At 61.4% G+C, this 25,676-nt stretch carries 27 protein-coding genes; 19 read left to right on the plus strand and 8 right to left on the minus strand.

The features are described from left to right. Window positions 1-55: 55 nt before the first annotated feature. Window positions 56-1,246 (minus strand): amino acid aminotransferase, encoded by a 1,191-nt coding sequence (locus tag BN1121_RS07795; RefSeq protein ID WP_005355729.1) that lies wholly within the window; start codon window positions 1,244-1,246, stop codon window positions 56-58. A 171-nt stretch (window positions 1,247-1,417) separates the two neighbouring features. Continuing rightward, window positions 1,418-2,368 (minus strand): hypothetical protein, encoded by a 951-nt coding sequence (locus tag BN1121_RS07800; protein ID WP_005355727.1) that lies wholly within the window; start codon window positions 2,366-2,368, stop codon window positions 1,418-1,420. 141 nt (window positions 2,369-2,509) lie between these two features. On the opposite strand from BN1121_RS07800, the gene BN1121_RS07805 reads away from it, so the two are divergent. The 7 genes from BN1121_RS07805 to ltaE all read left to right on the plus strand — a co-directional run bounded on the left by BN1121_RS07805 (window position 2,510) and on the right by ltaE (window position 8,962). Beyond that, on the plus strand, window positions 2,510-3,154 hold the full coding sequence (locus tag BN1121_RS07805; protein ID WP_005355725.1) for a TIGR01621 family pseudouridine synthase: 645 nt from the start codon (window positions 2,510-2,512) through the stop codon (window positions 3,152-3,154). After that, window positions 3,151-3,777, plus strand: coding sequence for a haloacid dehalogenase-like hydrolase (locus BN1121_RS07810; protein ID WP_005355724.1), 627 nt, complete (start codon window positions 3,151-3,153; stop codon window positions 3,775-3,777). Before BN1121_RS07805 ends, BN1121_RS07810 begins: the two co-directional genes overlap by 4 nt. Before the next feature lie 182 nt (window positions 3,778-3,959). Next, the gene (gene hppD / locus BN1121_RS07815) at window positions 3,960-5,033 is read left to right on the plus strand and encodes a 4-hydroxyphenylpyruvate dioxygenase (RefSeq protein WP_005355723.1); all 1,074 of its coding nucleotides are present in this window, start codon (window positions 3,960-3,962) and stop codon (window positions 5,031-5,033) included. Beyond that, window positions 5,026-6,171: a homogentisate 1,2-dioxygenase gene (locus BN1121_RS07820; RefSeq protein ID WP_005355722.1), complete on the plus strand. Its 1,146-nt coding sequence runs from the start codon at window positions 5,026-5,028 to the stop codon at window positions 6,169-6,171. The genes hppD and BN1121_RS07820 overlap by 8 nt, the downstream gene beginning before the upstream one ends. Further along, on the plus strand, window positions 6,172-7,161 hold the full coding sequence (locus BN1121_RS07825; RefSeq protein ID WP_005355721.1) for a fumarylacetoacetate hydrolase family protein: 990 nt from the start codon (window positions 6,172-6,174) through the stop codon (window positions 7,159-7,161). Between the two features lie 31 nt (window positions 7,162-7,192). Next, window positions 7,193-7,828 (plus strand): maleylacetoacetate isomerase, encoded by a 636-nt coding sequence (gene maiA, locus BN1121_RS07830; protein WP_005355720.1) that lies wholly within the window; start codon window positions 7,193-7,195, stop codon window positions 7,826-7,828. Between the two features lie 123 nt (window positions 7,829-7,951). Further along, window positions 7,952-8,962, plus strand: coding sequence for a low-specificity L-threonine aldolase (ltaE, locus tag BN1121_RS07835; protein WP_005355717.1), 1,011 nt, complete (start codon window positions 7,952-7,954; stop codon window positions 8,960-8,962). Window positions 8,963-8,990: 28 nt separating this feature from the next. Here the strand turns inward: ltaE and BN1121_RS07840 are convergent, their stop codons facing one another. From BN1121_RS07840 to BN1121_RS07855, 4 genes are all read right to left on the minus strand, one after another. Further along, a complete protein-coding gene (locus tag BN1121_RS07840; protein WP_005355714.1) occupies window positions 8,991-9,413 on the minus strand; it encodes a PAS domain-containing protein in 423 nt (140 codons plus the stop codon). 8 nt (window positions 9,414-9,421) lie between these two features. Continuing rightward, on the minus strand, window positions 9,422-10,444 hold the full coding sequence (locus BN1121_RS07845) for a response regulator (RefSeq protein ID WP_005355711.1): 1,023 nt from the start codon (window positions 10,442-10,444) through the stop codon (window positions 9,422-9,424). Between the two features lie 70 nt (window positions 10,445-10,514). Beyond that, entirely contained in the window at window positions 10,515-11,408 is an 894-nt protein-coding gene (locus BN1121_RS07850) for a LysR family transcriptional regulator (RefSeq protein WP_005355709.1), read from the minus strand. Between the two features lie 75 nt (window positions 11,409-11,483). Beyond that, entirely contained in the window at window positions 11,484-12,167 is a 684-nt protein-coding gene (locus BN1121_RS07855) for a DUF2982 domain-containing protein (RefSeq protein ID WP_043597560.1), read from the minus strand. 140 nt (window positions 12,168-12,307) lie between these two features. Between BN1121_RS07855 and BN1121_RS07860 the strand changes: the two genes are divergently transcribed. The 6 genes from BN1121_RS07860 to BN1121_RS07880 all read left to right on the plus strand — a co-directional run bounded on the left by BN1121_RS07860 (window position 12,308) and on the right by BN1121_RS07880 (window position 18,189). Further along, window positions 12,308-14,257: a putative bifunctional diguanylate cyclase/phosphodiesterase gene (locus tag BN1121_RS07860; RefSeq protein WP_043157766.1), complete on the plus strand. Its 1,950-nt coding sequence runs from the start codon at window positions 12,308-12,310 to the stop codon at window positions 14,255-14,257. Between the two features lie 138 nt (window positions 14,258-14,395). Continuing rightward, entirely contained in the window at window positions 14,396-15,079 is a 684-nt protein-coding gene (locus tag BN1121_RS20255) for an AbgT family transporter (protein WP_268744124.1), read from the plus strand. After that, window positions 14,977-15,957, plus strand: coding sequence for an AbgT family transporter (locus BN1121_RS07865; RefSeq protein ID WP_268744123.1), 981 nt, complete (start codon window positions 14,977-14,979; stop codon window positions 15,955-15,957). Before BN1121_RS20255 ends, BN1121_RS07865 begins: the two co-directional genes overlap by 103 nt. 72 nt (window positions 15,958-16,029) lie before the next feature. Beyond that, window positions 16,030-16,755 carry an oxygen-insensitive NADPH nitroreductase gene (nfsA, locus tag BN1121_RS07870; RefSeq protein ID WP_005355701.1) on the plus strand — a complete coding sequence of 242 codons (726 nt, stop codon included), beginning with the start codon at window positions 16,030-16,032 and terminating at the stop codon, window positions 16,753-16,755. 129 nt (window positions 16,756-16,884) lie between these two features. Beyond that, window positions 16,885-17,649 (plus strand): hypothetical protein, encoded by a 765-nt coding sequence (locus BN1121_RS07875; protein ID WP_005355698.1) that lies wholly within the window; start codon window positions 16,885-16,887, stop codon window positions 17,647-17,649. A gap of 3 nt (window positions 17,650-17,652) precedes the next feature. Beyond that, window positions 17,653-18,189, plus strand: a complete 537-nt coding sequence (locus BN1121_RS07880) for a VOC family protein (RefSeq protein WP_005355695.1) — start codon at window positions 17,653-17,655, stop codon at window positions 18,187-18,189. Here the strand turns inward: BN1121_RS07880 and BN1121_RS07885 are convergent. Then, window positions 18,177-19,391, minus strand: coding sequence for an MFS transporter (locus BN1121_RS07885; protein WP_005355694.1), 1,215 nt, complete (start codon window positions 19,389-19,391; stop codon window positions 18,177-18,179). The two genes, BN1121_RS07880 and BN1121_RS07885, sit on opposite strands and share 13 nt — an antisense overlap. Window positions 19,392-19,483: 92 nt before the next feature. On the opposite strand from BN1121_RS07885, the gene BN1121_RS07890 reads away from it, so the two are divergent. Further along, window positions 19,484-20,359, plus strand: coding sequence for a LysR family transcriptional regulator (locus BN1121_RS07890; protein ID WP_005355693.1), 876 nt, complete (start codon window positions 19,484-19,486; stop codon window positions 20,357-20,359). Between the two features lie 32 nt (window positions 20,360-20,391). Here the strand turns inward: BN1121_RS07890 and ribA are convergent, their stop codons facing one another. Next, window positions 20,392-20,985 carry a GTP cyclohydrolase II gene (ribA, locus tag BN1121_RS07895; protein WP_005355692.1) on the minus strand — a complete coding sequence of 198 codons (594 nt, stop codon included), beginning with the start codon at window positions 20,983-20,985 and terminating at the stop codon, window positions 20,392-20,394. Between the two features lie 233 nt (window positions 20,986-21,218). Between ribA and cmk the strand changes: the two genes are divergently transcribed. From cmk to lapB, 5 genes are all read left to right on the plus strand, one after another. Next, on the plus strand, window positions 21,219-21,911 hold the full coding sequence (gene cmk / locus BN1121_RS07900; protein ID WP_005355691.1) for a (d)CMP kinase: 693 nt from the start codon (window positions 21,219-21,221) through the stop codon (window positions 21,909-21,911). Between the two features lie 95 nt (window positions 21,912-22,006). Beyond that, the gene (gene rpsA, locus BN1121_RS07905) at window positions 22,007-23,680 is read left to right on the plus strand and encodes a 30S ribosomal protein S1 (RefSeq protein ID WP_005355690.1); all 1,674 of its coding nucleotides are present in this window, start codon (window positions 22,007-22,009) and stop codon (window positions 23,678-23,680) included. 85 nt (window positions 23,681-23,765) lie between these two features. Then, window positions 23,766-24,050 carry an integration host factor subunit beta gene (gene ihfB, locus BN1121_RS07910; protein WP_005355687.1) on the plus strand — a complete coding sequence of 95 codons (285 nt, stop codon included), beginning with the start codon at window positions 23,766-23,768 and terminating at the stop codon, window positions 24,048-24,050. 149 nt (window positions 24,051-24,199) lie between these two features. Next, the gene (locus BN1121_RS07915; RefSeq protein WP_005355683.1) at window positions 24,200-24,490 is read left to right on the plus strand and encodes a LapA family protein; all 291 of its coding nucleotides are present in this window, start codon (window positions 24,200-24,202) and stop codon (window positions 24,488-24,490) included. Window positions 24,491-24,499: 9 nt separating this feature from the next. Beyond that, entirely contained in the window at window positions 24,500-25,666 is a 1,167-nt protein-coding gene (gene lapB, locus BN1121_RS07920; protein WP_005355680.1) for a lipopolysaccharide assembly protein LapB, read from the plus strand. Window positions 25,667-25,676: the final 10 nt, after the last annotated feature.

A 25,676-nucleotide genomic window follows, 5' to 3' on the forward strand; every position in this document is an offset into this window, starting at 1 on the left:
AAGCAAAAAAAGCAGGTCCGCACCGGGCGGACCTGCTTGGCTCATCTTGGGGGGCTTACAGCACCTTGGCGATGGCGTCGCAGAGGGGATCGATGTTGGCGCGGGTGATGCCAGCCACGCTGATCCGGCCGGAGCCGACGATGTAGATGGCAAACTCTTCCTTCAGGCGGGCCACCTGCTCCTTGGAGAGACCGGAGAAGGAGAACATGCCGTTCTGGCGGGCGATAAAGGAGAAGTCCTGGCTCACGCCGCGCTCGGCCAGCTTGGCCACCAGCAGTTCGCGCATCTCGCGGATGCGCTCGCGCATCTCGGCCACTTCGCTGACCCACAGCGCGTAGAGGGCGGGATCATTGACCACGGTGGTCACCACGGCGGCACCGTGAGAGGGCGGGTTGGAGTAGTTGGCGCGGATGACGGTCTTGACCTGGGTGAAGGCGGTGTCGGCCACGGCCTTGCTGGCGGCAACCAGGGTGAAGGCGCCGACCCGCTCGTTGTAGAGACCGAAGTTCTTGGAGAAGGAGCTGGCGACCAGCAGCTCGCCGTGGGAGCGGGCGAAGATGCGCAGCCCCTCGGCGTCCTCTTCGATGCCGCGGGCGAAGCCCTGGTAGGCGAAGTCGAACAGGGGCAGCCAGCCGGCGGCGGCGCTCTGCTCGGCCAGGGCCTCCCACTGGGCGGTGGTGGGATCGATGCCGGTCGGGTTGTGGCAGCAGCCGTGCAGCAGCACCACGTCACCGCGCTCGACCTCGCGCAGGGAGGCCTGCATGGCGGCGAAGTCGAGATCCTTGCTGGCGGCGTCGTAGTACTTGTACCACTTCACCTCGAGCCCGGCGGCCTGGAACACGCTGACGTGGTTGGCCCAGGTGGGGTCGGAGATCCAGACGGTCTTGGCGAGCTGGTTGCGCGCGATGAACTCGGCGGCGATGCGCAGGGCACCGGTGCCGCCCGGTGCCTGGGCGGTCTTGGCGCGGCCCGAGGCGATGAGCTCGGCCCCCTTGCCAAACAGCAGCCCCTGCACGATGCGGGCGTACTCCTGGTTGCCCTCGATGCCGAGGTAGTTTTTGGTCTTCTCGTCGGTCAGCAGTTTCTGTTCGGCCTGCTTGACGCACTTGAGGATGGGGGTGGCTCCCGATTCGTCCTTGTAGATGCCGACACCCAGATTGATCTTGTGCTCACGCTCGTCGCTGCGAAACGCTTCGGTGAGGCCAAGAATGGGGTCTGCGGGGGCGGCTACAACCTTTTCAAACATGATGATCCCTGTAATTCTGTTGTGGTAGTGGGGGCGGTCCTTGGAGGCAAACAGAGGCGCCCGCCCCAACTGCCGTGCGGACGCCTCGGTCGCTTCTTTATACCACTGCCGAAGTAGGGGGAAAAGCGCTGTACGGCGCCCGTGCGTGGGGCGCCTTGAAACTAATCCGGATTAGCCGACGGCGTCCCAGTGACGGGCCAGGGCGAGCAGCTCGGCAGGCAGGGTGAGTCCCTGCTCGATGAGGGGGGTGAGTCGCGCCAGCAGGGGGCGCGGCAGGCGGCTGGGCTCCCAGCTGGCGCCCTCCAGCGGCTTGCCGTAGTGGCGCAGGTGCGCGCTCAGGTCGGTGGGTAGCCAGCAGGCCAGCGGACGGCCAGTGCGCTCGGCCAGGGTGCGGGTGCGCTCGAGCCCGGCCGGATCGAGGTCGGTGAGGTGGCTCCAGCTCACGGCGGCGGGCAGGGCGGCGCACAGGTGCTCCATCAGATCCTGTCCACCCGGAGGCAACCAGGCGAGCAGGGTGGCCGGCGGCAGGGGCAGGGTGGTGAAGACGCCGGTTCTGTCCGTGGTGATGAGGCGCGCCATGGGCTCCCCGTTGCTGATGAGCTTGCCCAAGCCTGGCAGGGTGCGCTCGGGCAGGGCGATCTCGCCCAGGGTTTCAAGTAGGGGGGCGCCATCGACCAGGCGCCCTCCCGCGAAGAAGAGGCTCAAGGGGAGGGAGGCGCGCAGGCGCACCACCCTGTCCTGGCTGGTCTCGACCCCCCGCTCGGCCAGGCGAACCTGCTCGTCAGGGGTAAAGAGGGGATGACGCCCCTGGCGCCGATAGAGGGCGGCCAGCAGGCGCAGATTGACCGGGGTGGGCAGGGTGAGCCCCTGCTCGTGGAGCCACTCCTCCGGATCCTGAGGGGCCTGCTCGAGTTGCCCCAGGGCCAGGGCCCGGGTGAGGTAGCGCCGGCCCGCCTCGGTCAGCCCGTAGCGGTGGGGTGAGTGGGTCAGCAGCAGGCCGTTTTCCAGCATCAGGCTCACCAGTGGCTGCAGGTTGCGCGAGCGGATCAGCACGGCCGGTTGGGCCATCAGCTGCTCGGCCACCTCCTTGAGCATGCCGGAAGAGAAGTCGATGTTGGTCATAGTCCCTCCAAACCAGCGCACTACTCTACTGACCCCTCTTCGGGACGCAAGGGGGAGGCGGCCAGTGCGTGATCCGGCGCCGATTTGTGGCCGCCGCACCTTCCCCGTACAATCCCTTTTTTCCGCCATTTCGGAGTCCGTATGTTTCGTGAACTGATCCGCCACCCCGACTTTTTGCTCATCGACAAGGGGCCCGGGATCGGCATGCACGAGGAGGACGGCGCCCCCGGCATCGTCACCCTGGTGCGCGAGGCGACCGGGCTCGAGCTCTACCCGGTGCACCGACTCGACAAGATGACCTCGGGGCTGCTGCTGCTGGCCCGCCACCCACAGGCCAACCGTGCCCTGAGTCAGGGGTTTGCCGAGCGGCGCATGAAAAAGCAGTACCTGGCCCTCTCCGATCGGCGCCCCTTGAAGAAGCAGGGGCTCATCAGGGGGGACATGAAGAAGGGGAGAGGCGGCAGCTGGATGCTGACCCGCACCCTGGATAATCCCGCCATCAGCCGTTTCGACTCGACCCTGGTGCGCGAGGGGCTGCGCCTGTTTCGCATCCGCCCCGAGACCGGCAAGACCCACCAGATCCGGGTCGCCCTGAAAAGCGTCGGCGCCCCCATCCTCGGCGACGAGCGCTACGGCGGCACCCCCGCCGATCGCGGCTATCTGCACGCCTGGCGCCTGGGGTTCGAGCACGGCGGTGAAACCTTTGACTTCGTCTCGTCCCCCGAGTGGGGTGAACTCTTCTTGCTGCCCGAGACCCGCGCCGCCATCGAGGCTCTCGCCCCGTGAACCTGATCCTGGCCGACTATGACGGCACCCTGACGGCGGGGGACAGCCATGGGGCCCTGCTGCGCCACATCCTCCTCACCCGGTGCTGGCCCCTGCTCCTGGTGCTGTTGCTCTGCCCCCTGCTCTTGCTGCTCGGGCTGCTTTCCCGCCCCAAGGCGGTGTGGCTGCTCTGGTGGTGTACCACCCTGGGGGCCGACGGGAGAGCCTGGCGGCGCTGGGTGGCGGATTATGCCCGGCGCGAGGCGCCGCTCTTTACCGAGGCCAGGGAGTTGCTCGCCCGAGAGGGAGGGAGGGTCTGGGTGGTGAGTGCCTCACCGCGCGCCCTGGTGCGGCGCAGGCTCTGTCATCAGCTTGGCGGCCTTCGGGTGGGGCGGGTGCTCGGCAGTCGCATGGGGTTCTCTCTCGGGGCCATAGTGCCGCGCCACTACAGTTTCGGGGTGGCCAAACGGGATCTGCTGCCGGGCATGAAGAGTGGCTGCGCCGAACTGGCGCTCTCCGATGCCCTCTCGGATCTCCCCCTGCTCGCCCTGGGGCGTGAGGCCTGGCTCATCAACCCCTCGCCGGGGCGCTTGGCGCGCGGGTGCAAGCGGCTGCCCCGCCTGGCGGCGCGTCACTGGCGTTGAGCCCTCTGTCATCAAATGCTGACAGGATAACCGCGGGTGATGGCGTTATCGCGGGCCAAAGTAACATCTTCTTTACATCTTGAGGGGCCGCTGCCAGTCAGAGTGGCATGCCCTGCTCTTCCTTTTCCCGATGATGACGGTCTAATGAAACAAACCGTTAACATAGGGAAGAGGAGCCACCCATGACTGATTACAACCCCCTGGGAACCGACGGGTTCGAGTATGTGGAATACACGGCCCCCTCGGCCGCCGGCATCGATGCCTTGAAGCAGCTGTTTGCCTCTCTGGGCTTTGCCGAAGTCGCCAAGCATCGCAACAAGCAGTGCTGGCTCTATCGCCAGGGCGACATCAACTTCGTCATCAACGCCGAGCCCCACTCCCAGGCCGAGGCCTTCGCCGAGCAGCATGGTCCGAGCGTGTGCGGCATGGCGTTTCGGGTGGCCGATGCCGGCAAGGCCCAGCGCCATGCCCTAGCCCAGGGGGCCAAGCCGTTTGTCGGCAAGATAGGGCCGATGGAGCTCAACATCCCGGCCATCTACGGCATCGGCGAGAGTACCCTGGCCTTTGTGGATCGCTACGGGGATAAGGGCTCCATCTACGAGGTGGATTTTGTCTTCTACCCGGACTGGCAGGCGCGCATGGCCGCTGTGGATGCGGGGCTGACCGAGATCGACCACCTGACCCACAACGTCTATCGCGGCAACATGGACTTGTGGGCCCAGTTCTACGAGCGAGTCGGCAACTTTCGCGAGATCCGCTACTTCGACATCGAAGGCAAGCTGACGGGCCTGCATTCGCGCGCCATGACGGCTCCGTGCGGCAAGATCCGCATCCCCATCAACGAGTCGGCGGACGACAAGTCCCAGATCGAGGAGTACTTGCGCCAGTACAAGGGAGAGGGGATCCAGCACATCGCCCTCGGCACTCGCGACATCTACCACACCATTCGCACCCTGCGCGGCCGTGGCACCGGCTTTATGCCGACCCCGGAGACCTACTACGAGCAGGTGGACGAGCGGGTGGCGGGCCACGGTGAACCCCTGGACGCCTTGCGCGAGCTGCGCATCCTCATCGACGGGGCACCCGAGAAGGATGGCATCCTGCTGCAGATCTTCACCGACACCGTCATCGGTCCGGTCTTCTTCGAGATCATCCAGCGCAAGGGCAACGAGGGATTCGGTGAGGGCAACTTCAAGGCCCTGTTTGAATCGATTGAGCTGGACCAGATCCGCCGCGGGGTACTGAGCGATGCGTAAATGGATTAGTTTCCCCCACCGTGAGGGGGTCTGCTCACGCCAGGCCCACGCCGACTTTCCCGAGGAGGGGATCTACGAGCGGGAGCTGGGGCGCGGCGGTTTCTTCGGGCCCGCCTCCCACATCCACCATCGCCACGCCCCGACCGACTGGGTGAGCTGGGAGGGCCCCCTGCGCCCGCGCCTGCTCGACCTCAATGGTCTCAAGGAAGAGAGCCGCGCCCTCTCTCCCTGGGTGGTGCCGGATATCCTCAGCAACCCCCACTGCAAGATGCGAGTCTGGCGCCTCGCCGAGCCCATGCCGTTTCTGGTGCGTAACGCCGATGGGGACGAGCTGCTCTTCATCCACGAAGGCGCGGGGGATCTCTATTGCGACTATGGGCACTTAAGCTTCTCGGAAGGGGACTACCTGCTGATCCCGCGCGGCACCATGTGGCGTCTCGAGCCGAGCGCCCCCCTGTTTGTGCTGATGATAGAGGCGACCAACGACAGCTTCCAGCTGCCGGAGAAGGGGCTGGTGGGTAACCACGCCATCTTCGATCCCGCTGCGCTCGGGGTGCCGGCCATCGACGACGCCTTCCTCGCCCAGCAGAGCGAGGAGTCCTGGTCGCTGCAAATAAAGCGCCACAGCCAGGTCTCGGTCGTCACCTGGCCCTTCAACCCGCTCGACGCCATCGGTTGGCACGGGGATCTCTGCGTGGTGCGCCTCAACTGGCGCGATATTCGTCCCCTGATGAGCCACCGTTATCACCTGCCGCCGTCGGCTCACACCACCTTCGTGGCGAGCCGCTTCGTGGTCTGCACCTTCGTGCCGCGCCCCATCGAAAGCGATCCGGGGGCCCTCAAGGTGCCCTTCTACCACAACAACGATGACTTCGATGAGGTGCTCTTCTACCACGCGGGGGATTTCTTCAGCCGCGACAACATCGAGAAGGGCATGCTCACCTTCCACCCGGCCGGCTTCACCCATGGTCCCCATCCCAAGGCCTTCGCCGCGGGGCAGGCCTATGCCAAGAAGTTCACCGACGAGGTGGCCGTGATGCTCGACACCCGGGATGCCCTGATGCTGGGCGAGGTGTGCGAGCGGGTTGAGAACCGGGAATACGTCAACAGCTGGCAGCGCCAGAGCAAGGAGAAATAAATGAAACTGGCGACACTGAAAAATGGCCGTCGTGATGGGGAGCTGGTGGTGGTGAGCCGGGATCTGCGCCGTGCCTGCCGGGTGGGTGCGATCGTCCCGACCCTGCAGGCGGCCCTCGACGACTGGGCCATCCTGGCCCCGCGTCTGGAGCAGGTCTATCGCGCCCTGTGTGACGGCGCCGTGGCCGATGCCTTTGCGTTTGACGAGGCCCAGTGCCTCTCCCCCCTGCCGCGCGCCTATCAGTGGGCGGACGGCAGTGCCTATGTCAACCATGTGGAGCTGGTGCGAAAGGCCCGCGGCGCCGAGATGCCCGAGAGCTTCTGGCACGATCCCCTGATGTACCAGGGGGGGAGCGACAGCTTCATCGCCCCGCGCGATCCCATCCTGATGGCCGACGAAGCCTGGGGCATCGACTTCGAGTCCGAGGTGGCGGTCATCACAGACGACGTGCCCATGGGGGTGAGCGAGGCGGCGGCCCTCGGCCACATCAAGCTGCTGATGCTGGTTAACGACGTGAGCCTGAGAAACCTCATTCCCGGAGAGCTCGCCAAGGGATTTGGCTTCTTCCAGTCCAAGCCGTCGAGCGCCTTCTCGCCGGTGGCGGTGACCCCGGACGAGTTGGGGGATGCCTGGCAGGGGGGCAAGGTGCACCTCAAGCTCGAGACCTGGCTCAACAACGCCTTGTTTGGCGCCCCCGACGCCGGTGTCGACATGACGTTCGGGTTCCCCACCCTGCTTGCGCATGCCGCCCGCACCCGACCATTGGGAGCCGGGGCCATCATCGGCTCCGGGACTGTCTCCAACTACGATCGCAGCGCCGGCGCGTCGTGCATCGCCGAGCGAAGGATGCTCGAGATCATGGATTCAGGTGCGGCTTCTACGCCTTTCCTTCGCTTTGGTGATAAAGTTGCCATCGCGATGCGAAACGAGTCCGGCGAGGAGATCTTCGGTCGCATCGAGCAGGAGGTGCGGCCCTATGAGCCGCGCTAGGGCGGGGTAGCCCGCGACATTGAGGTATCTTATGTTGAAGCTGTATGGATATTGGCGCTCGTCTGCCTCGTTCCGGGTGCGGATCGTGTTGGGGCTCAAGGGGATTGCCTATGAACAGATTCCTGTGAATCTGCGGACGGGGGAGCAGGGAGAGAAGAGCTACCGCCGTCTCAATCCTCAGGGGCTGGTGCCCTTTCTGGTGGACGGAGACTGGGGTCTGGGCCAGTCGGTGGCCATCATGGAGTATCTGGACGAGACCTATCCGGCCTATCCGCTGCTCCCCTCGCTCCCGCAGGAGCGGGCGCGGGTACGCCAGATTGTCGGCATGATCGCCTGTGACGTGCACCCCCTCAATAACCTGCGGGTGCTCAACTACCTCGAGAGCGAGCTCGGGGTGCGCCCACCGCAGCAGGAGACCTGGTACCTTCACTGGATCCGCGAGACCTTCCACGCCCTCGAGCAGATGCTGTCGGCCTGCAGCGGTATCTATTGTGTGGGTGACGAGGTGACCCTGGCGGATTGCATGCTGGTGCCCCAGGTCTACAATGCCCGTCGCTACAACATGGATATCTCCGAGTTTCCCAATATCCAGCGGATCCATGATAACTGCATGGCCCTGCAGGCGTTCGCCGACGCCGCCCCCGAGCGGCAGCCAGACGCCCAGTAATGAGTGCACTTTCACGCGAGCGGGGCCATAGGGCCCCGCCGTTTTATCTCACATTCCCGCCGTTCGCCCCTTGCCAGTGGGCTCCTCTCTTTGTAACGTCGTTGCGCCAGCAAGGAGGGATCTATGCGTTTTATCGATTTACGAAGTGATACGGTCACCCAGCCCACCGACGACATGCGTCGGGTGATGCTCCATGCCCCTGTGGGAGATGATGTCTACGGGGAGGATCCAAGCGTCAACCAGCTGGAAGTCTATGCCGCCGAGCTGCTCGGCAAGGAGGCTGCCCTGTTCGTGCCGAGCGGCACCATGTCCAACTTGCTCGGCGTCATGAGCCACTGTCAGCGCGGTGAGGCGGCGCTGGTCGGTAGTCATGCCCACATCCACCGCTATGAGGCGGGCGGCAGTGCCGTGCTCGGCTCTGTGGTGTTGCAGGCCATTGCCATGCAGGCAGATGGCCAGCTGCCGTTGGCGGCCCTGCAGGCGGCGGTGGCGCCTGACGATGCCCACTTCGCTCAGGCGCGCCTGGTGTGCCTCGAGAACACCCACAACGGACGCGTGCTGTCGGCGGACTATCTCGCCGAGGTGACCGCCTGGGCTAAAGGGCAGGGGCTCTCGCTGCATCTGGACGGCGCACGCCTGTTCAATGCGGCCGTCGCCAGCGGCCGCTCGGCGCGCGAGATAGCCGCGCCTTTCGATTCTGTCTCTATCTGCCTCTCCAAGGGGTTGGGTGCCCCCGTGGGCTCCGTGCTGGTGGGGTCGCAGGCGCTGATCGCCCGGGCGCGCCGCCTGCGCAAGATGGTCGGGGGTGGCATGCGCCAGGCCGGTATGCTGGCGGCGGCGGGTCAGTTCGCGCTCGAGCACCATGTGGCGCGGCTGGCGGACGATCACCGCCGCGCCGCACGGTTGGCCGAGGGGCTGGCGGCGATCCCCGGTGTCGAGGTGGAGAGTGCCCAGACCAATATGCTGTTCCTGCGCATCGCCGGGCGCGATCTGGCCGAGGTGAGCGCCTTTATGCGCGAGCGCGGCATCCTCTGTTCGGGGTATGGGCTCTTGCGGCTGGTGACCCATCTGCAGATCAGCGACGACGATGTGGAGGAGGTGATCGACGCCTTCACCGAGTTGCTGGAGGGGTAAAGAGGAGGGGCGCCGATGGCGCCCCTTTCTATTGTTGGCTGGCCAGCATGGCCTCGTCGGTGACGTCGTAGATCATGATGGCGATGTGGCTCACCTGACCACCGAAGTCGGCGAGCGGTACCAGCGTCAGATTCTGGAACATGTGCGGCGCCGCCCCGGTGATGGGGCGGTAGTTGGAGAAACGCAGCAGGTAGGGTTTCTGCTCCCAGGTGCTGAAGGCGCGGTTGTTGAGCTTGAAGACCATGTTGGCCTTGCGTTCGAGCCACTTGCGGTCCACTTCGGGGAACAGCTCGAACAGGTTGCCGTCGCGCACCTCGTGGGTGAAGCGGCCGCTGTGACTCTCCATAAAGCCGTTCCATACCTGGATCTTGAAGTCGCGGTCCAGCACCACCAGGCCCACATCCAGATTCTGGACAATGTTCATCAACCAGTGAAATTCCCTGATATCCATGGCGGCTCCTACAGCATGTGCATGATCTTGTTGTTCATGGTGGTGATGGAATCCTCGGTGAACAGCAGCAGCAGGTCACACTGGACGGCGTACCCTTCCACCCGATAGTTGATCTCGATGGCCAGGGTACGGCGCCAACGGCTCTGGTTGGTGTGGATGAGCTCCTTGATGGGCCTGTGCTGGCCCAGTACCACGGGATGGCCCTGGCTGAAGGGGGTGTCGAGCTGCTCGGCATACCCCCGCAAGAAGGCCCCAATCAGCACGTTGGCGGTGTCCATCAGCAGCTCCAGCTCGGCGCGGCGATCCAGCGCTCCCTCCATCTTCATCAGCCGGGCCAGGTCGTTGAAGCTGGAGTCGTGGAACAGGAGCAGCGCCTCACCGGCGATACCGGCCCCGATAAAGCCCTGGCAGACGGCGGAGAGGGTGTCTTGATCGGCAGCCGCATTGAGCGCCATGTGCAGTTCCGACACTTCCAGGACGTTGACGTTGGGGATGGGGAGCACGATGAAAGCGTCGAGCAGGCGCGCCAGCAGGTCTGCCGCCTGACCCATGGCCACGTTGGCGATCTCCTGATAGGCGTCCCGTGTCTCGGGACCCAACAGCAGGCCGCTACTCTCTTGAGGCCTCGCTTCCTCTTGTACCACTGCGGGGGCGGGGGGCTGGCCGCCCGGTTGCCACAGACCGTGCTGGCGAAGCAGGGCCGCTATCTGCTCGGCCGTCGCCGGTTTCTTGATAAAGTCGATGGCACCCAGGCTCATCACCTTCTGGTGCGCCTCGGGTTGAATATCACCCGAGACCACGATCACCTTGGACTTGATCCCCTCGCGCTTGAGGGCCTCCAACACGCCATACCCGTCGAGCTCGGGCATGGTGAGGTCGAGAAAGATCACCTCACCGTGCCCCATCAATATCTGCTCCACCCCGGCCACACCGTGCTCGGCAAAGTGCACTGTCACCGGCCAGTCCGGGGGGAGTGCCCGGGCCATCTGCTTGCGGGCGAACCCCGAGTCGTCACAAATCAATACATTCATGGTTATCCCTGATTGGCGGAGAGGGGGCGTTATATTAGTGTGGCCAGCCATCGCCGGGGCGCAACCCGGATCAGACGGGTTGGTTATAGCGCAGTGCCCGCTTGTGGATGAACTCCTCGAGCAGGCGTACCCGCAGAGGAGCGAAGTCAGGGTTGTTGACCAGCAGGTGGAAGGCTCGCTCTCCGGCGCGCCAGTCGGGTAATACAGGTACCAGCTGCCCGCGCTTGAGGCGATTTTGTGCCGAATGCCGTGGCGCATTGATGATCCCCAGGTGGTTGCAGGCAGCCAGCACGGCCGCCTGGGACTGGCTGACCGAGAGGCGGCCCGGTTGATTGATGTCGACCGTCTCGCCATCGCTGTGGCGCAGCTGCCAAGTGGAGTAGGGCCAGCAGTAGATCAGGGCGTGATCGATCAGCTGATGGGGATGGCTCGGGGTGCCATGCTGCTCCAGATAGAGCGGCGAGGCATAGAGGGCATACTGGATCTTGCCGAGGCTGCGGGCATGGGCGACCCGTTTGGGCAGATCACCACTGAAGAGCACCAGATCCCACTGGCTGTCGAAGAGCTGCTGGTGGTCGTTGGTCTGCTCCAGCTCGAAGCGGATCTGGGGATAGGCCCGGCTGAATTCGGCCAGCAAGTCGATGAGCAGGGTATTGGAGACCGAGATAGGGGCGGCGAGCTTGATAAGCCCCCCCAGCTCCTGCTTGTTGCAGTGGATCTCGCCCGTGGCCTGCTCCAGCTGCTGCAGCGGGCCGCACAATCGCTGATAGTAATGGAGGCCCTCGTCGGTCAGACGCAGCTTGCGCGTGGAGCGATGCAGCAGTGGTGTGCCCAACTGCTCTTCCAACTGGGTAATACGACGACTGATGGTCGCGGTCGGGATATCCAGGGCGGCGGCCGCATGGGAGAAGCCTCCCTCCTGAATGACCTTGACGAACAGATAAAACTCTTCGATGTGCTTCATGGGCAACAACAATCAAATGCACCAAACGGCTGAATCTAGGTTTTCAGGTTACCCTTGGCAAGCATTAACTGGCTTTTAATTGATCTGGGGAAGGGTGCGCTGGTAGTCGCGCAGCAACCGGAGGAAGTCGTCCGGCTCCCGATCCAGGCTGCCTTCTGGGAGCAGCAGATCGAGGCCGGTGAGGATCCTTAGCCGGGCCATGCGGTTGGCAAACATGGCCACTACCCCGTGATAGAGGCGCCCGTTGGCGGAGCGGTAGTGGCTATCTTCAAACAACTCCTCCTCGAGCAAGCATCCGCCGCTGTCACATTCCTGCTCGTGATGGAGTAACGCGATGAGCAGCGAGCGCTGCTCGGTCAGCAGGTGCACGGCAAGCCTGGGTGTGACCCACGTCAAAAATTCGTCATAATTGTGAATGCGAATGCCGATATAAGGAAGAGGGTGCCATGTAAGCCCTTTTCTAACCGACGGGCGGTCAAAGCGTTGAATGTTTCGCCATTTGAGTACCCATCCACCCCATTTATGGTGATATTGCAGGCAATCGTGGCACAAAGAGAGGCTCACTCTGGGCTCGAGCAACTTGAGAAGACCGATGAATGTGCAGCATACACCGACCAGTAACAGGCTGATAACGGCCACAATAAGTTGTTCTTCGAGAAAAAAAAGTATAAAAATCATGATGCTGGTAACGAGCAGACCAAGCAGGGTCAAAGAGATCCCGTTTCGCTTCGTCAGGGGGGAAATGTGTAGGGTCGTCATGGCAGACCTCTTTCTACCAGGTATCTAAACACTAATGCGTGATTGCCCCATGTGCCAGACATGGGGACCTATCCCACTGTGCTGGCGCCGACTTACATGACACATCGATAATGCCGTTTGACGAAAGAAGTTTGAGCACGCTGGATCTGCTGCATACGCCAATCTGGATCTATGACATTCAGGAACACCGTATTTTTTGGGCCAATCAGGCGGCGCTTGCGGTCTGGGAGGCCGACTCCCTCGCCGAGCTCCAGCAGCGCGATTTCTCCCTTGAAATGGCTCCCGCCGTTGACCTCCTGTTGCAGCGCTATCTGCGTGAGTTCCAGAGTGGACGCAGTTTCTGCGAGTGGTGGAGCATCTCCCCCAAGGGGATCAGTAAAAAGGTCTATCTGCGTCTCTCGGGCATCGAGATTGCCGAACGGCTGATGATGGTCGGTGAGGCGGTGCTCGATGCTGAAACCCTGAGTCACGAGGCGGCCATGGTGCAGGGAGACACCCTCGCCTGCCTGTTTGACGACAGGGGAGAGCTCATCAGCGCCAACCACTACTTCCAGAAGTGTTTCGGCACCCAGATCCGCGAGCTCAATCAGCTGTACGGGGGGGGCGACGAGCACTTCTACCGTAAGCTGAGGCTTAAGGAGGAGCTGGTGTGTGAGGGGGAGGCGCGGACGGCCAAAGGGATGCGTTGGTTCCAATTGCAGTTTAGGTATGTGCAGCAACGCTCACAGATCCTGCTCACCCTGCGCGACATTACCGCCCGCAAGCTCGAAGAGCTGGAGCATCGCCATCTCGCCCGACATGACTACATGACAGGCCTGCTCAACCGCTATGGGTTGATGAAGTCCCTGGAGGTCAACTGCAGCATGGGCGCGCGTTTTGCTCTGCTCTTCATGGATCTCGACAACTTCAAGCTGGTCAACGACAACTTCGGTCATCGTGCCGGAGATCGCCTGCTGGAGCGGGTGGCGGGTCGCCTCAAGGAGATCTGCCCCTCCGATGTAGAGCTGGCGCGCCTCGGGGGAGACGAGTTTACGGCGCTGGTGCCGCTGGGAGGCGACACCGAGCGCGCGCACCGCTTCGCCGACCTCATGCTGGAGCAGATGGCCAGGCCCTTTAGCCTGAGTGGTTTGCCCGAGGTGACGATCGGGGGGAGTATCGGCATAGCCCTCTACCCCGACGACGCCGATGATGGGGATAACCTCATCACGCGCGCCGATATGGCCATGTATCAGGCCAAGCACCTCGGCCGCTTCACCTGGCAGCGCTTTACGCCTAACCTGCAGCATTCGCTGCATCGCAAACTGACCGTCAAACAGTTTCTGGCCAAGGCGGCCGGGCGAGGGGAGCTCTCCCTGGCCTTTCAGCCCAAGGTCGATCTGCGCTCGTCGCGGGTCATCGGATGTGAGGTATTGCTGCGCTGGCACAGTCCCATTCTGGGCCAGGTCTCGCCGGCCGAGTTTATCCCGCTGGCCGAGGAGATGGGGCTGATCCGGGAGCTGGGAGAGTGGGTGCTGCGTTCGGCCTTGTCCCAGATGGTGAGCTGGCGCGAGCGATTCGGTCTGGCCATGCCGCTGGCGGTCAACCTATCGGGCATGCAGATTTCTGCCGATCTGCCGGCCTGGGTGGCGGCCGAGTTGGCACGCCACGGCATCGCCCCCCAACTGCTGACGCTGGAGTTGACCGAAACCGTGTTGATGGTGGACATGGAGGGGACGCGCAAGGTGTTCGAAGCGCTGGGCGAGTTGGGCGTTAACATCTCCATCGATGATTTTGGTACCGGTTACTCCTCCCTGTCCTACCTCAACTGCCTGCCCATCAACGAGATCAAGCTGGATCGCTCCTTCGTGGTTGGCCTCAATCTGCCGGTGATCCGGGCGACGGCCGCCATGGCGGCGAGTCTGGGGCTGGATATCATAGCGGAAGGGGTCGAAACCGATGAAGAGTTGGTCGAGCTCAGGGCTCAGGGATGTCACCGTATTCAGGGTTATCTCATCAGCCATCCGCTCACGGCGGCAGAGCTTGAGGCGAAGGGGTTCATGGTTGAGAGCGATGCCGGCAACTTCACCATCGACGCTTTCAATGGGTGTTAAGCCTGTCTTTTGTCACAATAGTGGTTTTTTGTATCGTAATATTGCACTGATTTGAGCGTTATCATTATTAATCATGGATTGAAATTGGTACTCTCCCTGCTCCTTTATTTGTTTCACATCGTCATGGAGTAAGGATCGATGCAACACACCGAGGTTAGTTCCCTCTCATCCTCCCCCAAGGGGTGGCTGAACCGCTTTCTCAATGGAATTGAGCGAGCCGGTAACAAGCTGCCCGACCCGGCCATGCTCTTCATCTACGCGCTGGGGTTGGTCTGGGTCGCCTCAGCCATCCTCGCCCAGTTTCAGTTTGATCTGGTCAACCCGCGCACCAGTGAGGCCGTGGTGGTCAACAACCTGTTGACCGGTGCGGCGCTGGCCGATTTTCTGGCCAACATGGTGACCACCTTCACCAGCTTTGCACCGCTCGGTATCGTGCTGGTGGCCATGCTGGGGGTCGGTGTGGCCGAGCAATCCGGCTTTATCGACACAGGTCTTAAGAAGTTGCTGCGGGTTACGCCGGCGCGCCTGCTGACCCCCATGCTGATCCTGGTGGCCATCGTCAGCCATACGGCGGCGGATGCGGGTTATGTGTTGGTCATTCCCATCGGCGGCATCATCTTCCACGCGGCGGGACGTCATCCCCTCGCAGGCATAGCCGCGGCCTTTGCCGGCGTCTCTGGCGGGTTCGCCGCCAACTTCCTCCCCTCGGGGGGGATGCGTTGCTGCAAGGCTTCACCCAGACGGCGGCCCAGCTGCTTGACCCCAATTACATGGTCAATACCCTGTGTAACATCATCTTCACCGGGGCCTCTTCCCTGCTGATCATTCTGGTCGGCTGGTACGTCACCGAGCGGATCGTCGAACCGCGTCTGCAGTCGGTGAAACTCGATGAGGATCTCGAGAGCGGTGCCGATATGGGGCGCTTTAGCGAGCAGGAGAGCCGCGCCTTTAACCGTGCCGGTCTGGCCATGTTGATGGGCCTGCTGGTGTTGGTTGCCGCCCTCTGGCCTGCCGATTCTCCCCTGCGTGCGGCCGATGGCTCCCTGACGACCTTTGCCGCCCCTGTGATGAAGTCCATCGTGCCCCTTATCTTCCTGCTGTTTGTGCTGCCGGGGATCGTCTACGGCTTTGCCGCCGGCACGTTCAAGCAGAGCAAGGATGTGATCGATGCCATGTCGGCCACCATGAACAAGATGGGCTCCTACATGGTAATGGCCTTCTTCTGCGCGCTCTTTATCAAGGCGTTTGGGGATTCCAATCTGGGGACCCTGCTGGCCTTGGCCGGTGCCGAGGTGCTGCAGGCCATGGCGCTGCCCGGCCAGGTGACCATAGTGGGCATGATCCTGTTGACTGCGTGCGTCAATCTGGTGGTAGGCTCGGCTTCTGCCAAGTGGGCGCTCATCAGCCCGATCCTGGTTCCCATGCTGATGGCGGTGGGTATCTCCCCCGAGCTGACCCAGGCGGCCTATCGCGTCGGTGACTCCTCCACCAACATCATCACCCCCCTGATGGTCTTCTTCCCCCTGGTGGTGGTCTATTGCCAGCGCTATGTGAAGAGCACCGGCATTGGCACCCTGGTCTCCATGATGCTGCCGTACTCCATTGCCTTCCTGGTGAGCTGGACTCTGTTCCTGCTGACTTACTGGGCGCTGGGCTTCCCGCTGGGATTACAGGCACCCTACACCTATCCCGCACCCTGATGCGGCAGACGGGGAGACTTGGGTCTCCCCGTTTTTTTGGGTAGAGTGGCGTGACGCCTTCAGGAGACCATCATGAATTCCGTTGTCGAACTCATTCTCAACCATCGCTCCATTCGCAAGTTTACCGGCGAGGCGATTTCCCCGACCCAGCTCGACGAGATTCTTGCCGCGGCTCAAAGCGCTGCCAGCTCCAGTTTTCTGCAGACCACCACGATATTGCGCATCACAGACCCCGCGTTGCGTGCCCGGTTGGCCACCTTGGCCGGTGAGCAGCCCTATGTGGCCGATGCGGCCGAGTTTCTGGTCTTCTGCGTCGACTATCATCGCCATCGTGTCGTGGCCCCCGAGGCCAAGACGGGGTTTACCGAGCAGCTGCTGATCGGGGCCATCGACGGGGCTCTTATGGCGCAGAATGCCCTGTTGGCTGCCCAGTCGATGGGGTTAGGCGGTGTCTATATCGGTGGACTGCGTAATCATCCGGATCACGTGGTCGAGGCGTTGGCCCTGCCACAGGAGGTGTTTCCTCTCTTTGGGCTCTGTCTTGGTCATCCGGCCCAGCAGCCCGAGCGCAAGCCGCGCCTGCCTCGCGCCCTGGTGGTCCATGAGAACCGTTATCCCGCCCGGCTCGATGAGGCGCTGTTGGCCCAATACGATGCTGACATGGTGGCCTACTATCAGAGTCGAAGCCGCAACCAGAAGAGCCAGAGCTGGAGTGGACAGATCCGCAGCATATTGGGTAAGGAGTCGCGCCCATTTATGCAGGCCAGCTTGCAAAAGCAGGGTTTTTTACTCAAGTGACTCAAGAAGCGGGCGATTGGAGCCGATGGAGAGAAGGGTCTTCTCTCCACCTGGTTAGACCGGGCTACCGAAAGCAGACTTCATGTTGTAGGATCAAATGATTAGGACAAAGTCTGAACGAGGAACGTCATGATTTTAACCTTGGTACTGCTGTCGATAGGCGCACTGCTGTTTCTGGTGATCGCCTACAACGTGGTACAGCAGTACAAACAGAAGGTCGAGTCCGACAAGCGTGCCACCATAGCTCGCTACAAGGCTATCGCCGATGAGACTGAGGCTATTTTGCTCAACGTCAATCTGCTCCCGTTTACCAAGGCGCTGGTGCTGATCCTGCAACATCGCATTCTCGATGCCTACCGCGCCATTGCACAGGCCTCTCCTGGCCATGCCCAGATCAAGCAGCGTATCGCCGATACCCAGAGCCAGATCAACAATGTGCAGGAGAACTATCGCACGCCGGATGACTCCTTCCGGGCCCCTGATTCGGATCGCCAGGCCATTCAGATGTTGCAGACGGTCAAGAAGATGCGGGCGGTATTGAGGGTGGAGCACAACAAGGGGAAGATAGACCCTCAGGGATTTGCACAAGAAGATCGCCGTCTCGAGTTGATGCAGCTGAAGGTGAATATCGCCAACCTGACCCAGAGAGCGCGCGAAGCCCAGGCGAACGGGCAGTTTGGCTCCTGCCGCCAAATGCTGCTCAAGGGGTTGACTGTGCTGGGCAATGTGTCAGACAAGGACGCCTATCTGATCGCTCGGGAAGAGGACATGCGCCAGGCGATCCAGGACTTGGACAACATGCTGCAAAGCGAAAGCCAGAAAGAGCTGCAAAATATCAAGGACAAAGAGGCCGACGAGCTCGATGTTCTGTTTCAACCCAAGAAGAAGTGGTAGTCCATGTCTCATCCTCTCGATGCTACTCTGGGGCCGCAAGGCCCCTTTGTTTCTCTGCTCCTCGCGCAGCTCGCCGAGCTGGGTATAGAGGCGGCTTACCCGGTCGATCACCTCTGCTATCGCGCCGCCAGCAATCAGGAGTACCTGCATCTGCGAGCCTTACTCAAGCAGGAGGGCACGCTGTTGGTGGAGGGCATGATAGGTGGGCGCCCGATTGCCACCTATCGATACCATCAACCCGTGCTGGCCGGGGCTGTCACTGTGCCCTGTATCGAGTTGGCCGCCCCCAAGCCGGGTCGCTGTCATCAGAGCGGTCTCGAACATATCGAGCTGGTGGTTCCCTCGCTTGAGGGCTTGATCGCAACCCATCCTCAGTGTGCGTTTCGCACCGATAATCAGCACAGCCTTCGTAACCCCGACATAGCGCTGACCCTTGGGGGAGGGCAGGTGAAATTCCATCTGCAAGCGCTGGATTCGGTGATCGCCGACGAGGTGGCTCGGGGGGAGGTGGTCCCTGTGCCCGAGGCCTATTGGGGCTGAGGCTTGGGATGGGAAGCGGGCGCCTCGGGCTTGTAGCGGCCAAGAAAGAGGCTGCTCCCCAGCGTCAGCAGCAACACCAGCACCATGCCGATGACCATGCCCCTGAGCCCACCCCATTCCCAGAAGGGGTGGAGGTAGAGCCCACCCAGACTGGCCCCCAGGTAGTAGGCGATAAGGTAGAGAGAGGAGGCGATGGCACGATGCTCCCTCACGTGCTGTCCTACCCAGCTGCTGGCGCTGGCATGGGTCAAGAAAAAGCCGAAGCTGGCCACCAGCAGTCCACCCAGGATCCCCGCCAGAGAGCCCAATAGCAGGAGCAGAGCGCCACTTATCATGATGATGATGCCGCCGGCCATGGTGTGCGCCGTACCTAGCTGGCGGTTGATGCGCCCGCTCAGAGAAGAGGCCAGGGTGCCGCTCAGGTAGGTCAGAAAGAGCAGACCAAGCCACTGGGTTGGCAAGCTAAAGGGGGGGTGGCTGAGCATAAAGGTGAGGTAACTGTATTGGTTGAGAAAGACCATGAAGTTGAGGCCGCCAATCAGATAGGCCCCCACCAGTAGCGGTGAGCCAAGGTGTTGGCGCAGCGCCATGACCAGCTCGCCCGGGCGTGCACTGGCTGGACGAAAGCCCTGTTGGGGTGGCAATAACCAATAGACCAGAGGCAGAAGCAGCAGGCTGATGAGGCCAATCCCGAGAAAGGCTTGCTGCCAGCTTCCCAGCGCGCCTGCCAGTAGACCCGCCACCACCCGGCCGGCAATGCCTCCAAGGGAGTTGGCGGCTATGTAGATCCCCACCGCGCTGATCAGTGCGCGTTTACTGAACTCCTCACCCATATAGGCGACTGCCGTCGCGGGCAGGCCGGCCAACAGGATCCCTTGGACAAAACGCAGCAGCAGCAACCAGCTGAAGTTGTCGAGCGAGGAGATCAGCATAGAGAGTGTGATGGCGCCAGAGAGCGTGGCCAGCATCACGAGGCGTCGCCCGTGACGATCGGCGATCCTGGCCATGGGCAGTAGACCGAGTGCCAGACCCGCCGTGGTGGCCGAGAGGGCCGCTCCCGCCTCGAGGGGGGGGATGGTGAACTGGGCGGCCAGTAAGGGGAGTAAGGGGTGAGCCTGGTAGAGATTGAGAAAAACGAGAAACGAGCCCAGCCCGAGGGCGAGGGTGGCGCGCCACCAGTGCCGAGTTCCTTGATCGATCATGTGATGTCTCCTGTCGCTGTGCACAGGGTAGTGGGCACGTCGTCATAAAAATAATATATTTAAATGATGTTAATCATCACAGGATGTGATGGATGGATCTGAAGCAACTCACCTATCTGGTCGCCGTGGCCGATACCGGCTCCTTTACCGCCGCGGCCCAGCGCCATCACGTGGCTCAATCTGCTGTCAGCATGGCCATCGCCCGCCTGGAGCAGCGCCTCGAGCTCAAGCTGTTCGAGCGCCAGGATCGCCGGGTGCGCATCACCCCGGAGGGGGAGGTACTGCTGACCCATGCCAGGCGACTGTTGCAGCAAGCCGAGCGTGCCGAGCGGGAGATGGAGGAGCTCAAGAGTCTGGTGCGGGGTGAGGTGCGTATCGGCATCCCCTTCATGATGGGTTCTTATTTTTTCCCTCCCATCCTGATGGCATTCAAACATCGCTTCCCCGGGCTACGCATCGAGGTGGACGAGGCCGGAACCCGGGATCTGCTGTCACGCATGGCGACCGGGGAGTTGGACTTGGCGATCCTGATCGCCTCCGACCTGCCCGCCGAGTTGGTGGGCGCCCGGCTGGTGCGTGAGGAGATGGTCGCCGTGGTAGGGCAGGATCACCCCTGGCGCGCCGAGCCGAGCATCACCCTCGAGACCTTCTTCGAAGAGGAGTTGGCCCTCTTTCGGCAGGGGTTTTATCACAGGGAGCACATGGAAAGCCTCGCCAGAGAGGCCGGGGTGACGCCCAGGATTGCCTTCGAGAGCAACCTCATTCCCCTGCACAAGGCCGTGGTGAGGCAGGGGTTTGCGGTGAGCACCTTACTGAGGATGGCCATCGAGGAAGATGACGATCTGTTCGCCGTTCCTTTCACGCCCCCTATCTATCTGGAGCTGTGTGTGGCCTGGCACCGTGATGAAACCCTGTCGAGGGCCAACCGTGCTTTGCGCGACTTCCTGTTGGAGCAGTGTCCCGCCTGATATGACAAGGCCCCGTAGCGGGGCCCTGGCGCTCATCGTTTGAGCATATGGTCGAGTTTATCTGCCTTGGTCGAGAGGTAGAACTCGTTGTAGGGGTTGCGCCCCTCTTGCAGAGGCACCCTCTCGGAGACCCTTATCCCGAAAGACTCCATCGCCTTGACCTTGCGCGGGTTGTTGGTCATCAGACGCAGAGAGTGAACACCGAGTAGCTCTAGCATATCGGCGCAGATGCGGTAGTCGCGCTGGTCCGCGGCAAAGCCCAGTGCCACGTTGGCTTCGACCGTATCGGCCCCCTGATCTTGCAGGTGATAGGCCCGGATCTTGTTGAGTAACCCGATCCCGCGTCCCTCCTGACGTACATAGAGCAATACGCCGCGCCCCTCTTTGGCGATATTCTGCAAGGCCGCCTGAAGCTGAAAACCACAGTCGCAGCGCAGACTGAACAGGGCGTCGCCGGTGAGACACTCGGAGTGAATACGCCCCAGCACCGGGGTGTCGGTGGTGATATCGCCCATCACCAGGGCGACATGATCTTTATTCGAGCCCACTTCCTGGAATCCAACCATGGTGAAGATGCCCCAGGGGGTGGGAAGCTTGGATTGAGCGATCAGGGTAACGCTGCTCACGGGGACTCCTTTACAACTATCGAGGCCTAAGAGGGGCACAGTGTAACGTGACCAGATTACTTGAGCCACCTTGATAAGGCCCTGTCAACTGTCAGGTCTAAGGCCGGAAGGATAAAAATGCAGCGATTAATCCGGTGTTGGCATTTTGCGTCTCCCCCCGACTCCCCCACTTCCGATATACTCCCCCTCCAATCATGGTTAGCCGCTTGTGGCGGTGTAATTGAGGAGGATGTATGCCAGTTCCGGCCCCTGTAATGACAATCGATGGCCCCAGCGGGGCAGGCAAGGGAACCCTGTGCCAGTTACTCGCCGAGCGACTGGGATGGCATCTGCTCGATTCCGGCGCCATCTACCGGGTGCTCGCCCTGGCGGCCCTGCACCACGATGTAGAGCTGGACTCCGAAGCGGCACTGGTGCCGCTGGCCGCCCACCTCGACATTCAGTTTGTGGTGGAAGAGGGTCAGGTGCGCGCCGTATTGGAGGGGGAGGATGTCTCCCGCTCTATCCGCACCGAAGAGGTAGGCAATGCGGCGAGCAAGGTAGCCGCCTTCCCACGGGTTCGTGAGGCCCTGTTGCGTCGGCAGCGTGCGTTTCGCCAGGGCCCCGGCCTCATCGCCGATGGCCGCGACATGGGGACCGTGGTCTTCCCAGATGCAGAGGTGAAGGTATTCCTCGATGCCAGCGCCGAGGAGCGAGCCAACCGGCGCTATAAGCAGTTGCAAGAAAAGGGCTTTGATGTTAGCTTTGAGCGTCTTTTGACCGAGATTAAAGAGCGTGACGATCGCGACCGCAACCGTGCTGTCGCCCCGCTGCGCCCGGCAGAGGACGCCTTGGTGGTGGACTCCACCAGCATGACCATCGACGAGGTTGTCGAGCGTGTCATGTCCTATGCTGTCAGTAAATTAGGTGATGTCGGCTCACGCTGACATCGGTTGTCTGTTTCATGGATGAAACAGATTAGTAAAAACAGCCCCGCTTGAGCCGGAATGCCGAGTGGATGTTTATTTTTGTGACATAAACAATGACTGAATCTTTTGCTCAACTCTTTGAAGAGTCCCTGAAAGCCGTAGAAACCCGTCAGGGCTCTATCGTTAAGGGTACCGTAGTTGCCATCGAGAACGGTTTCGTTCTGGTTGACGCCGGTCTGAAATCTGAATCTGCCATCCCGGCAGAAGAGTTCAAGAACGCCATGGGCGAGCTGGAAATCAACGTGGGCGACCTCGTTGACGTAGCGCTGGACTCTATCGAAGATGGTTTCGGCGAAACCAAGCTGTCCCGTGAAAAAGCCAAGCGCCACGAAGCCTGGCTGCAGCTGGAGAAGGCCTACGAAGAGCAGGCCACCGTTATCGGTGTTATCAACGGCAAGGTCAAGGGTGGTTTCACCGTTGAACTGAACGGCATCCGTGCCTTCCTGCCGGGTTCTCTGGTTGACGTGCGTCCGATCCGTGACACCGCTCACCTGGAAAACAAAGAGCTGGAATTCAAGGTCATCAAGCTGGACCAGAAGCGCAACAACGTTGTCGTTTCCCGTCGTGCCGTGATCGAGACCGAGAACACCTCCGAGCGCGAAAGCCTGCTGGCCAACCTGCAAGAAGGCCAGGAAGTTAAGGGTATCGTTAAGAACCTGACCGACTACGGTGCCTTCGTTGATCTGGGCGGCGTTGACGGCCTGCTGCACATCACCGACATGGCTTGGAAGCGCGTTAAGCATCCGTCCGAGATCGTGAACGTTGGCGATGAAATCACCGTTAAGGTTCTGAAGTTCGACCGCGAGCGTACCCGTGTATCCCTGGGTCTGAAGCAGCTGGGCGAAGATCCGTGGGTTGCTATCGCCAAGCGTTACCCGGAGAACACCCGTCTGACCGGTCGCGTGACCAACCTGACCGACTACGGCTGCTTCGTTGAAATCGAAGAAGGCGTTGAAGGCCTGGTACACGTTTCCGAGATGGACTGGACCAACAAGAACATCCACCCCTCCAAGGTTGTTAACGTTGGTGACGTGGTTGAAGTGATGGTCCTGGACATCGACGAAGAGCGTCGTCGTATCTCCCTGGGTCTGAAGCAGTGCAAGTCCAACCCGTGGCAGCAGTTCGCTGAAACCCACGCCAAGGGTGACCGCGTCTCCGGTAAGATCAAGTCCATCACCGACTTCGGTATCTTCATCGGTCTGGACGGCGGCATCGACGGTCTGGTTCACCTGTCCGACATCTCCTGGAACAACCAGGGTGACGAAGCCGTTCGCGAGTTCAAGAAGGGCGACGAGATCGAAGCCGTTGTTCTGCAAGTGGATCCGGAGCGCGAGCGCATCTCCCTGGGCGTGAAGCAGATCGAAGAAGACCCGTTCAACAAGTACCTGTCTGACAACAAGAAAGGTGCTATCGTGAAGGGTAAGGTAATCGAAGTTGACGCCAAGGGTGCAGTGATCGAGCTGGCCGACGGTGTTGAAGGTTACCTGCGTGCTTCTGACGCTTCCCGTGACCGTGTTGAGGACGCCACTCTGGTCCTGTCTGCCGGTGACGAAGTTGAAGCCAAGTTCATGGGCGTTGATCGCAAGAACCGCACCGTAAGCCTGTCTGTCCGTGCTAAGGACGAAGCTGAAGAGCGCGTTGCCATCGACACTCTGAACCAGCAGCAAGACGATGCCGTGTTCAGCAACGCCATGGCTGAGGCTTTCAAAGCCGCCAAGGGTGAGTAATCCTTGAGCCATGAAGAGGGCGGCATTGCGCCGCCCTTTTTTATCTCAATGTCTCGCGAATGAATGAGGAAAGGAGAGTAATTCCATGACCAAATCAGACCTCATCGAACAGTTGGCCGCCAGCCGTATGCAAATGCCCGCCAAGGATGTTGAGGCCGCCGTGAAGGAAATCCTCGAGCAGATGGCGTCCACCCTTCAGAAAGGGGATCGCATCGAGATCCGTGGTTTTGGCAGCTTCTCCCTGCACTACCGTGCACCACGCGTTGGACGCAATCCCAAGACGGGTGACAAGGTTGAGCTCACCGGCAAGTATGTTCCTCACTTCAAGCCGGGCAAGGAGCTACGTGAGCGAGTCAATATCGCAGACTAAGGTGTTGCAGAAACGGCATACTCGGGTATGCCTTTTTTCTTTTGGCGCATTGCCCCCCTCTTTTCCCGTCACGCCGTGTATTCGCGCTAGTCTCTTATCGCTTTTTTGGGGATAATCATCAGGTTAACCGCAAGCAATAGGGGATGCTTATGAAACGGATCTTGGCCCTGGTCGTCCTGGCCCTGGTGTTTGTCGCGGCCCTTGCCCTGGGCTCTCAAAATGGTCAGGTCGTTCAGTTCAACTATCTGATTGCCCAAGGGGAATTTTCTCTTGCCTCCCTGCTTGGCCTCTTCTTCGGTATCGGTTTTGTGGTCGGCTGGGCTGTCTTTGGCGTCTTGCTGCTGCGCCTGAAGATCGAAAACCGGGCCCTCAATCGCAGCGTGCGTCGCCAGTCCCGCGAGCTCGATGCCATGAAAGCCCCCGAGACGGCCAAGGAATAACGCCGCTCGATGCTAGAGTTACTCTTCCTGTTGCTGCCGATTGCTGCCGGTTATGGTTGGTACATGGGGCGCAGGAGTGTCCGTCAGGATACCCAGAAGCAGAGCAATCAGTTCTCCCGCCAATATGTGGCGGGCCTTAACTATATTCTCTCGGATCAGTCCGACAAGGCGGTCGATCTCTTCATTCAGCTGCTTGAGGTGGATGACGAGACTATCGAGACCCACCTCTCCCTCGGCAACCTGTTTCGCCAGCGAGGAGAGGTCGATCGGGCCATCAAGATCCACCAGAACCTGATCACCCGCCAGCTCACCATGGAGCAGCGTCAGCTGGCCTTGCAGGAGCTGGCGCGTGACTTTTTGGCGGCAGGGTTGCTCGATCGCGCCGAGAAGTTGTGGCTCGAACTGACCGAGGACAGCGACTTCGAGGAGACGGCGCTGGGCCAGTTGCAGCTTATCTATCAACAGCTGCGTGACTGGGACAAGGCCATTGCCGTGGGCGAGCGGCTGCAAAAATTCCAGGGCAAGAAGCTGGCGCCCACCATCGCCCACTACCACTGCGAGCTGGCCGACATGGCCCTGCGCGAAGAGAACCGCAAACAGGCCCAACTGCGTTTTCGTAAGGCGCTCTCTGCCGACGCCAACTGCGTGCGCGCCTCGCTTGGCCTCGGCTGGCTGGCCAAGGGGGAGGGCGATCTTCGTCAGGCGGCACGCGAGTTTGAGCGGGTGCTGACCCAGGACCTCGATTTCGCGAGCGAAGTGCTGGAGCCCTTGTGCGAGAGCCTCGAGCAGAGCGGAGAAGAAGAGCGGATCCCCGAGTTGCTCGGACAGGCTCAGGAGGCGCGAGCCGGTTTCTCGGTCACCCTGCGCCTGGCTGATTATGTGGAGCGGCATAACGGGCGGGAGGCCGCCTCCGAGCTGGTACTGCGCCAGCTGAGAAGAACCCCCTCCATGCGGGGCTTCTATCACCTGATGGAGCTTCAGCTGCGCGGCGCGGAAGAGGGACAGGCCAAGGAGAGTCTGGCCATGCTCAAGAGCCTCGTGGGTGAACAGATCAAGATAAAGGCGACCCACAAGTGCCATCAGTGCGGCTTCGCCAGCCACTCTCTCTTCTGGCAATGTCCGTCGTGCCGTCAATGGGGCACTATCAAACCGGTCCGGGGTCTGGACGGGGAATAACTTTCATCAT

Origin of the sequence: Aeromonas diversa CDC 2478-85 (assembly GCF_000819805.1) — a bacterium.
GTDB classification, from domain to species: domain Bacteria; phylum Pseudomonadota; class Gammaproteobacteria; order Enterobacterales; family Aeromonadaceae; genus Aeromonas; species Aeromonas diversa.

Coding starts and splice junctions, on each gene's coding strand:
- BN1121_RS07795 (WP_005355729.1), bottom strand. CDS start 1,246: ATGTTTGAAAAGGTTGTAGCCGCCCCCGCAGACCCCATTCTTGGCCTC.
- BN1121_RS07800 (WP_005355727.1), bottom strand. CDS start 2,368: ATGACCAACATCGACTTCTCTTCCGGCATGCTCAAGGAGGTGGCCGAG.
- BN1121_RS07805 (WP_005355725.1), top strand. CDS start 2,510: ATGTTTCGTGAACTGATCCGCCACCCCGACTTTTTGCTCATCGACAAG.
- hppD (WP_005355723.1), top strand. CDS start 3,960: ATGACTGATTACAACCCCCTGGGAACCGACGGGTTCGAGTATGTGGAA.
- BN1121_RS07820 (WP_005355722.1), top strand. CDS start 5,026: ATGCGTAAATGGATTAGTTTCCCCCACCGTGAGGGGGTCTGCTCACGC.
- BN1121_RS07825 (WP_005355721.1), top strand. CDS start 6,172: ATGAAACTGGCGACACTGAAAAATGGCCGTCGTGATGGGGAGCTGGTG.
- maiA (WP_005355720.1), top strand. CDS start 7,193: ATGTTGAAGCTGTATGGATATTGGCGCTCGTCTGCCTCGTTCCGGGTG.
- ltaE (WP_005355717.1), top strand. CDS start 7,952: ATGCGTTTTATCGATTTACGAAGTGATACGGTCACCCAGCCCACCGAC.
- BN1121_RS07840 (WP_005355714.1), bottom strand. CDS start 9,413: ATGGATATCAGGGAATTTCACTGGTTGATGAACATTGTCCAGAATCTG.
- BN1121_RS07845 (WP_005355711.1), bottom strand. CDS start 10,444: ATGAATGTATTGATTTGTGACGACTCGGGGTTCGCCCGCAAGCAGATG.
- BN1121_RS07850 (WP_005355709.1), bottom strand. CDS start 11,408: ATGAAGCACATCGAAGAGTTTTATCTGTTCGTCAAGGTCATTCAGGAG.
- BN1121_RS07855 (WP_043597560.1), bottom strand. CDS start 12,167: ATGACGACCCTACACATTTCCCCCCTGACGAAGCGAAACGGGATCTCT.
- BN1121_RS20255 (WP_268744124.1), top strand. CDS start 14,396: ATGCAACACACCGAGGTTAGTTCCCTCTCATCCTCCCCCAAGGGGTGG.
- nfsA (WP_005355701.1), top strand. CDS start 16,030: ATGAATTCCGTTGTCGAACTCATTCTCAACCATCGCTCCATTCGCAAG.
- BN1121_RS07875 (WP_005355698.1), top strand. CDS start 16,885: ATGATTTTAACCTTGGTACTGCTGTCGATAGGCGCACTGCTGTTTCTG.
- BN1121_RS07880 (WP_005355695.1), top strand. CDS start 17,653: ATGTCTCATCCTCTCGATGCTACTCTGGGGCCGCAAGGCCCCTTTGTT.
- BN1121_RS07885 (WP_005355694.1), bottom strand. CDS start 19,391: ATGATCGATCAAGGAACTCGGCACTGGTGGCGCGCCACCCTCGCCCTC.
- BN1121_RS07890 (WP_005355693.1), top strand. CDS start 19,484: ATGGATCTGAAGCAACTCACCTATCTGGTCGCCGTGGCCGATACCGGC.
- cmk (WP_005355691.1), top strand. CDS start 21,219: ATGCCAGTTCCGGCCCCTGTAATGACAATCGATGGCCCCAGCGGGGCA.
- rpsA (WP_005355690.1), top strand. CDS start 22,007: ATGACTGAATCTTTTGCTCAACTCTTTGAAGAGTCCCTGAAAGCCGTA.
- ihfB (WP_005355687.1), top strand. CDS start 23,766: ATGACCAAATCAGACCTCATCGAACAGTTGGCCGCCAGCCGTATGCAA.
- BN1121_RS07915 (WP_005355683.1), top strand. CDS start 24,200: ATGAAACGGATCTTGGCCCTGGTCGTCCTGGCCCTGGTGTTTGTCGCG.
- lapB (WP_005355680.1), top strand. CDS start 24,500: ATGCTAGAGTTACTCTTCCTGTTGCTGCCGATTGCTGCCGGTTATGGT.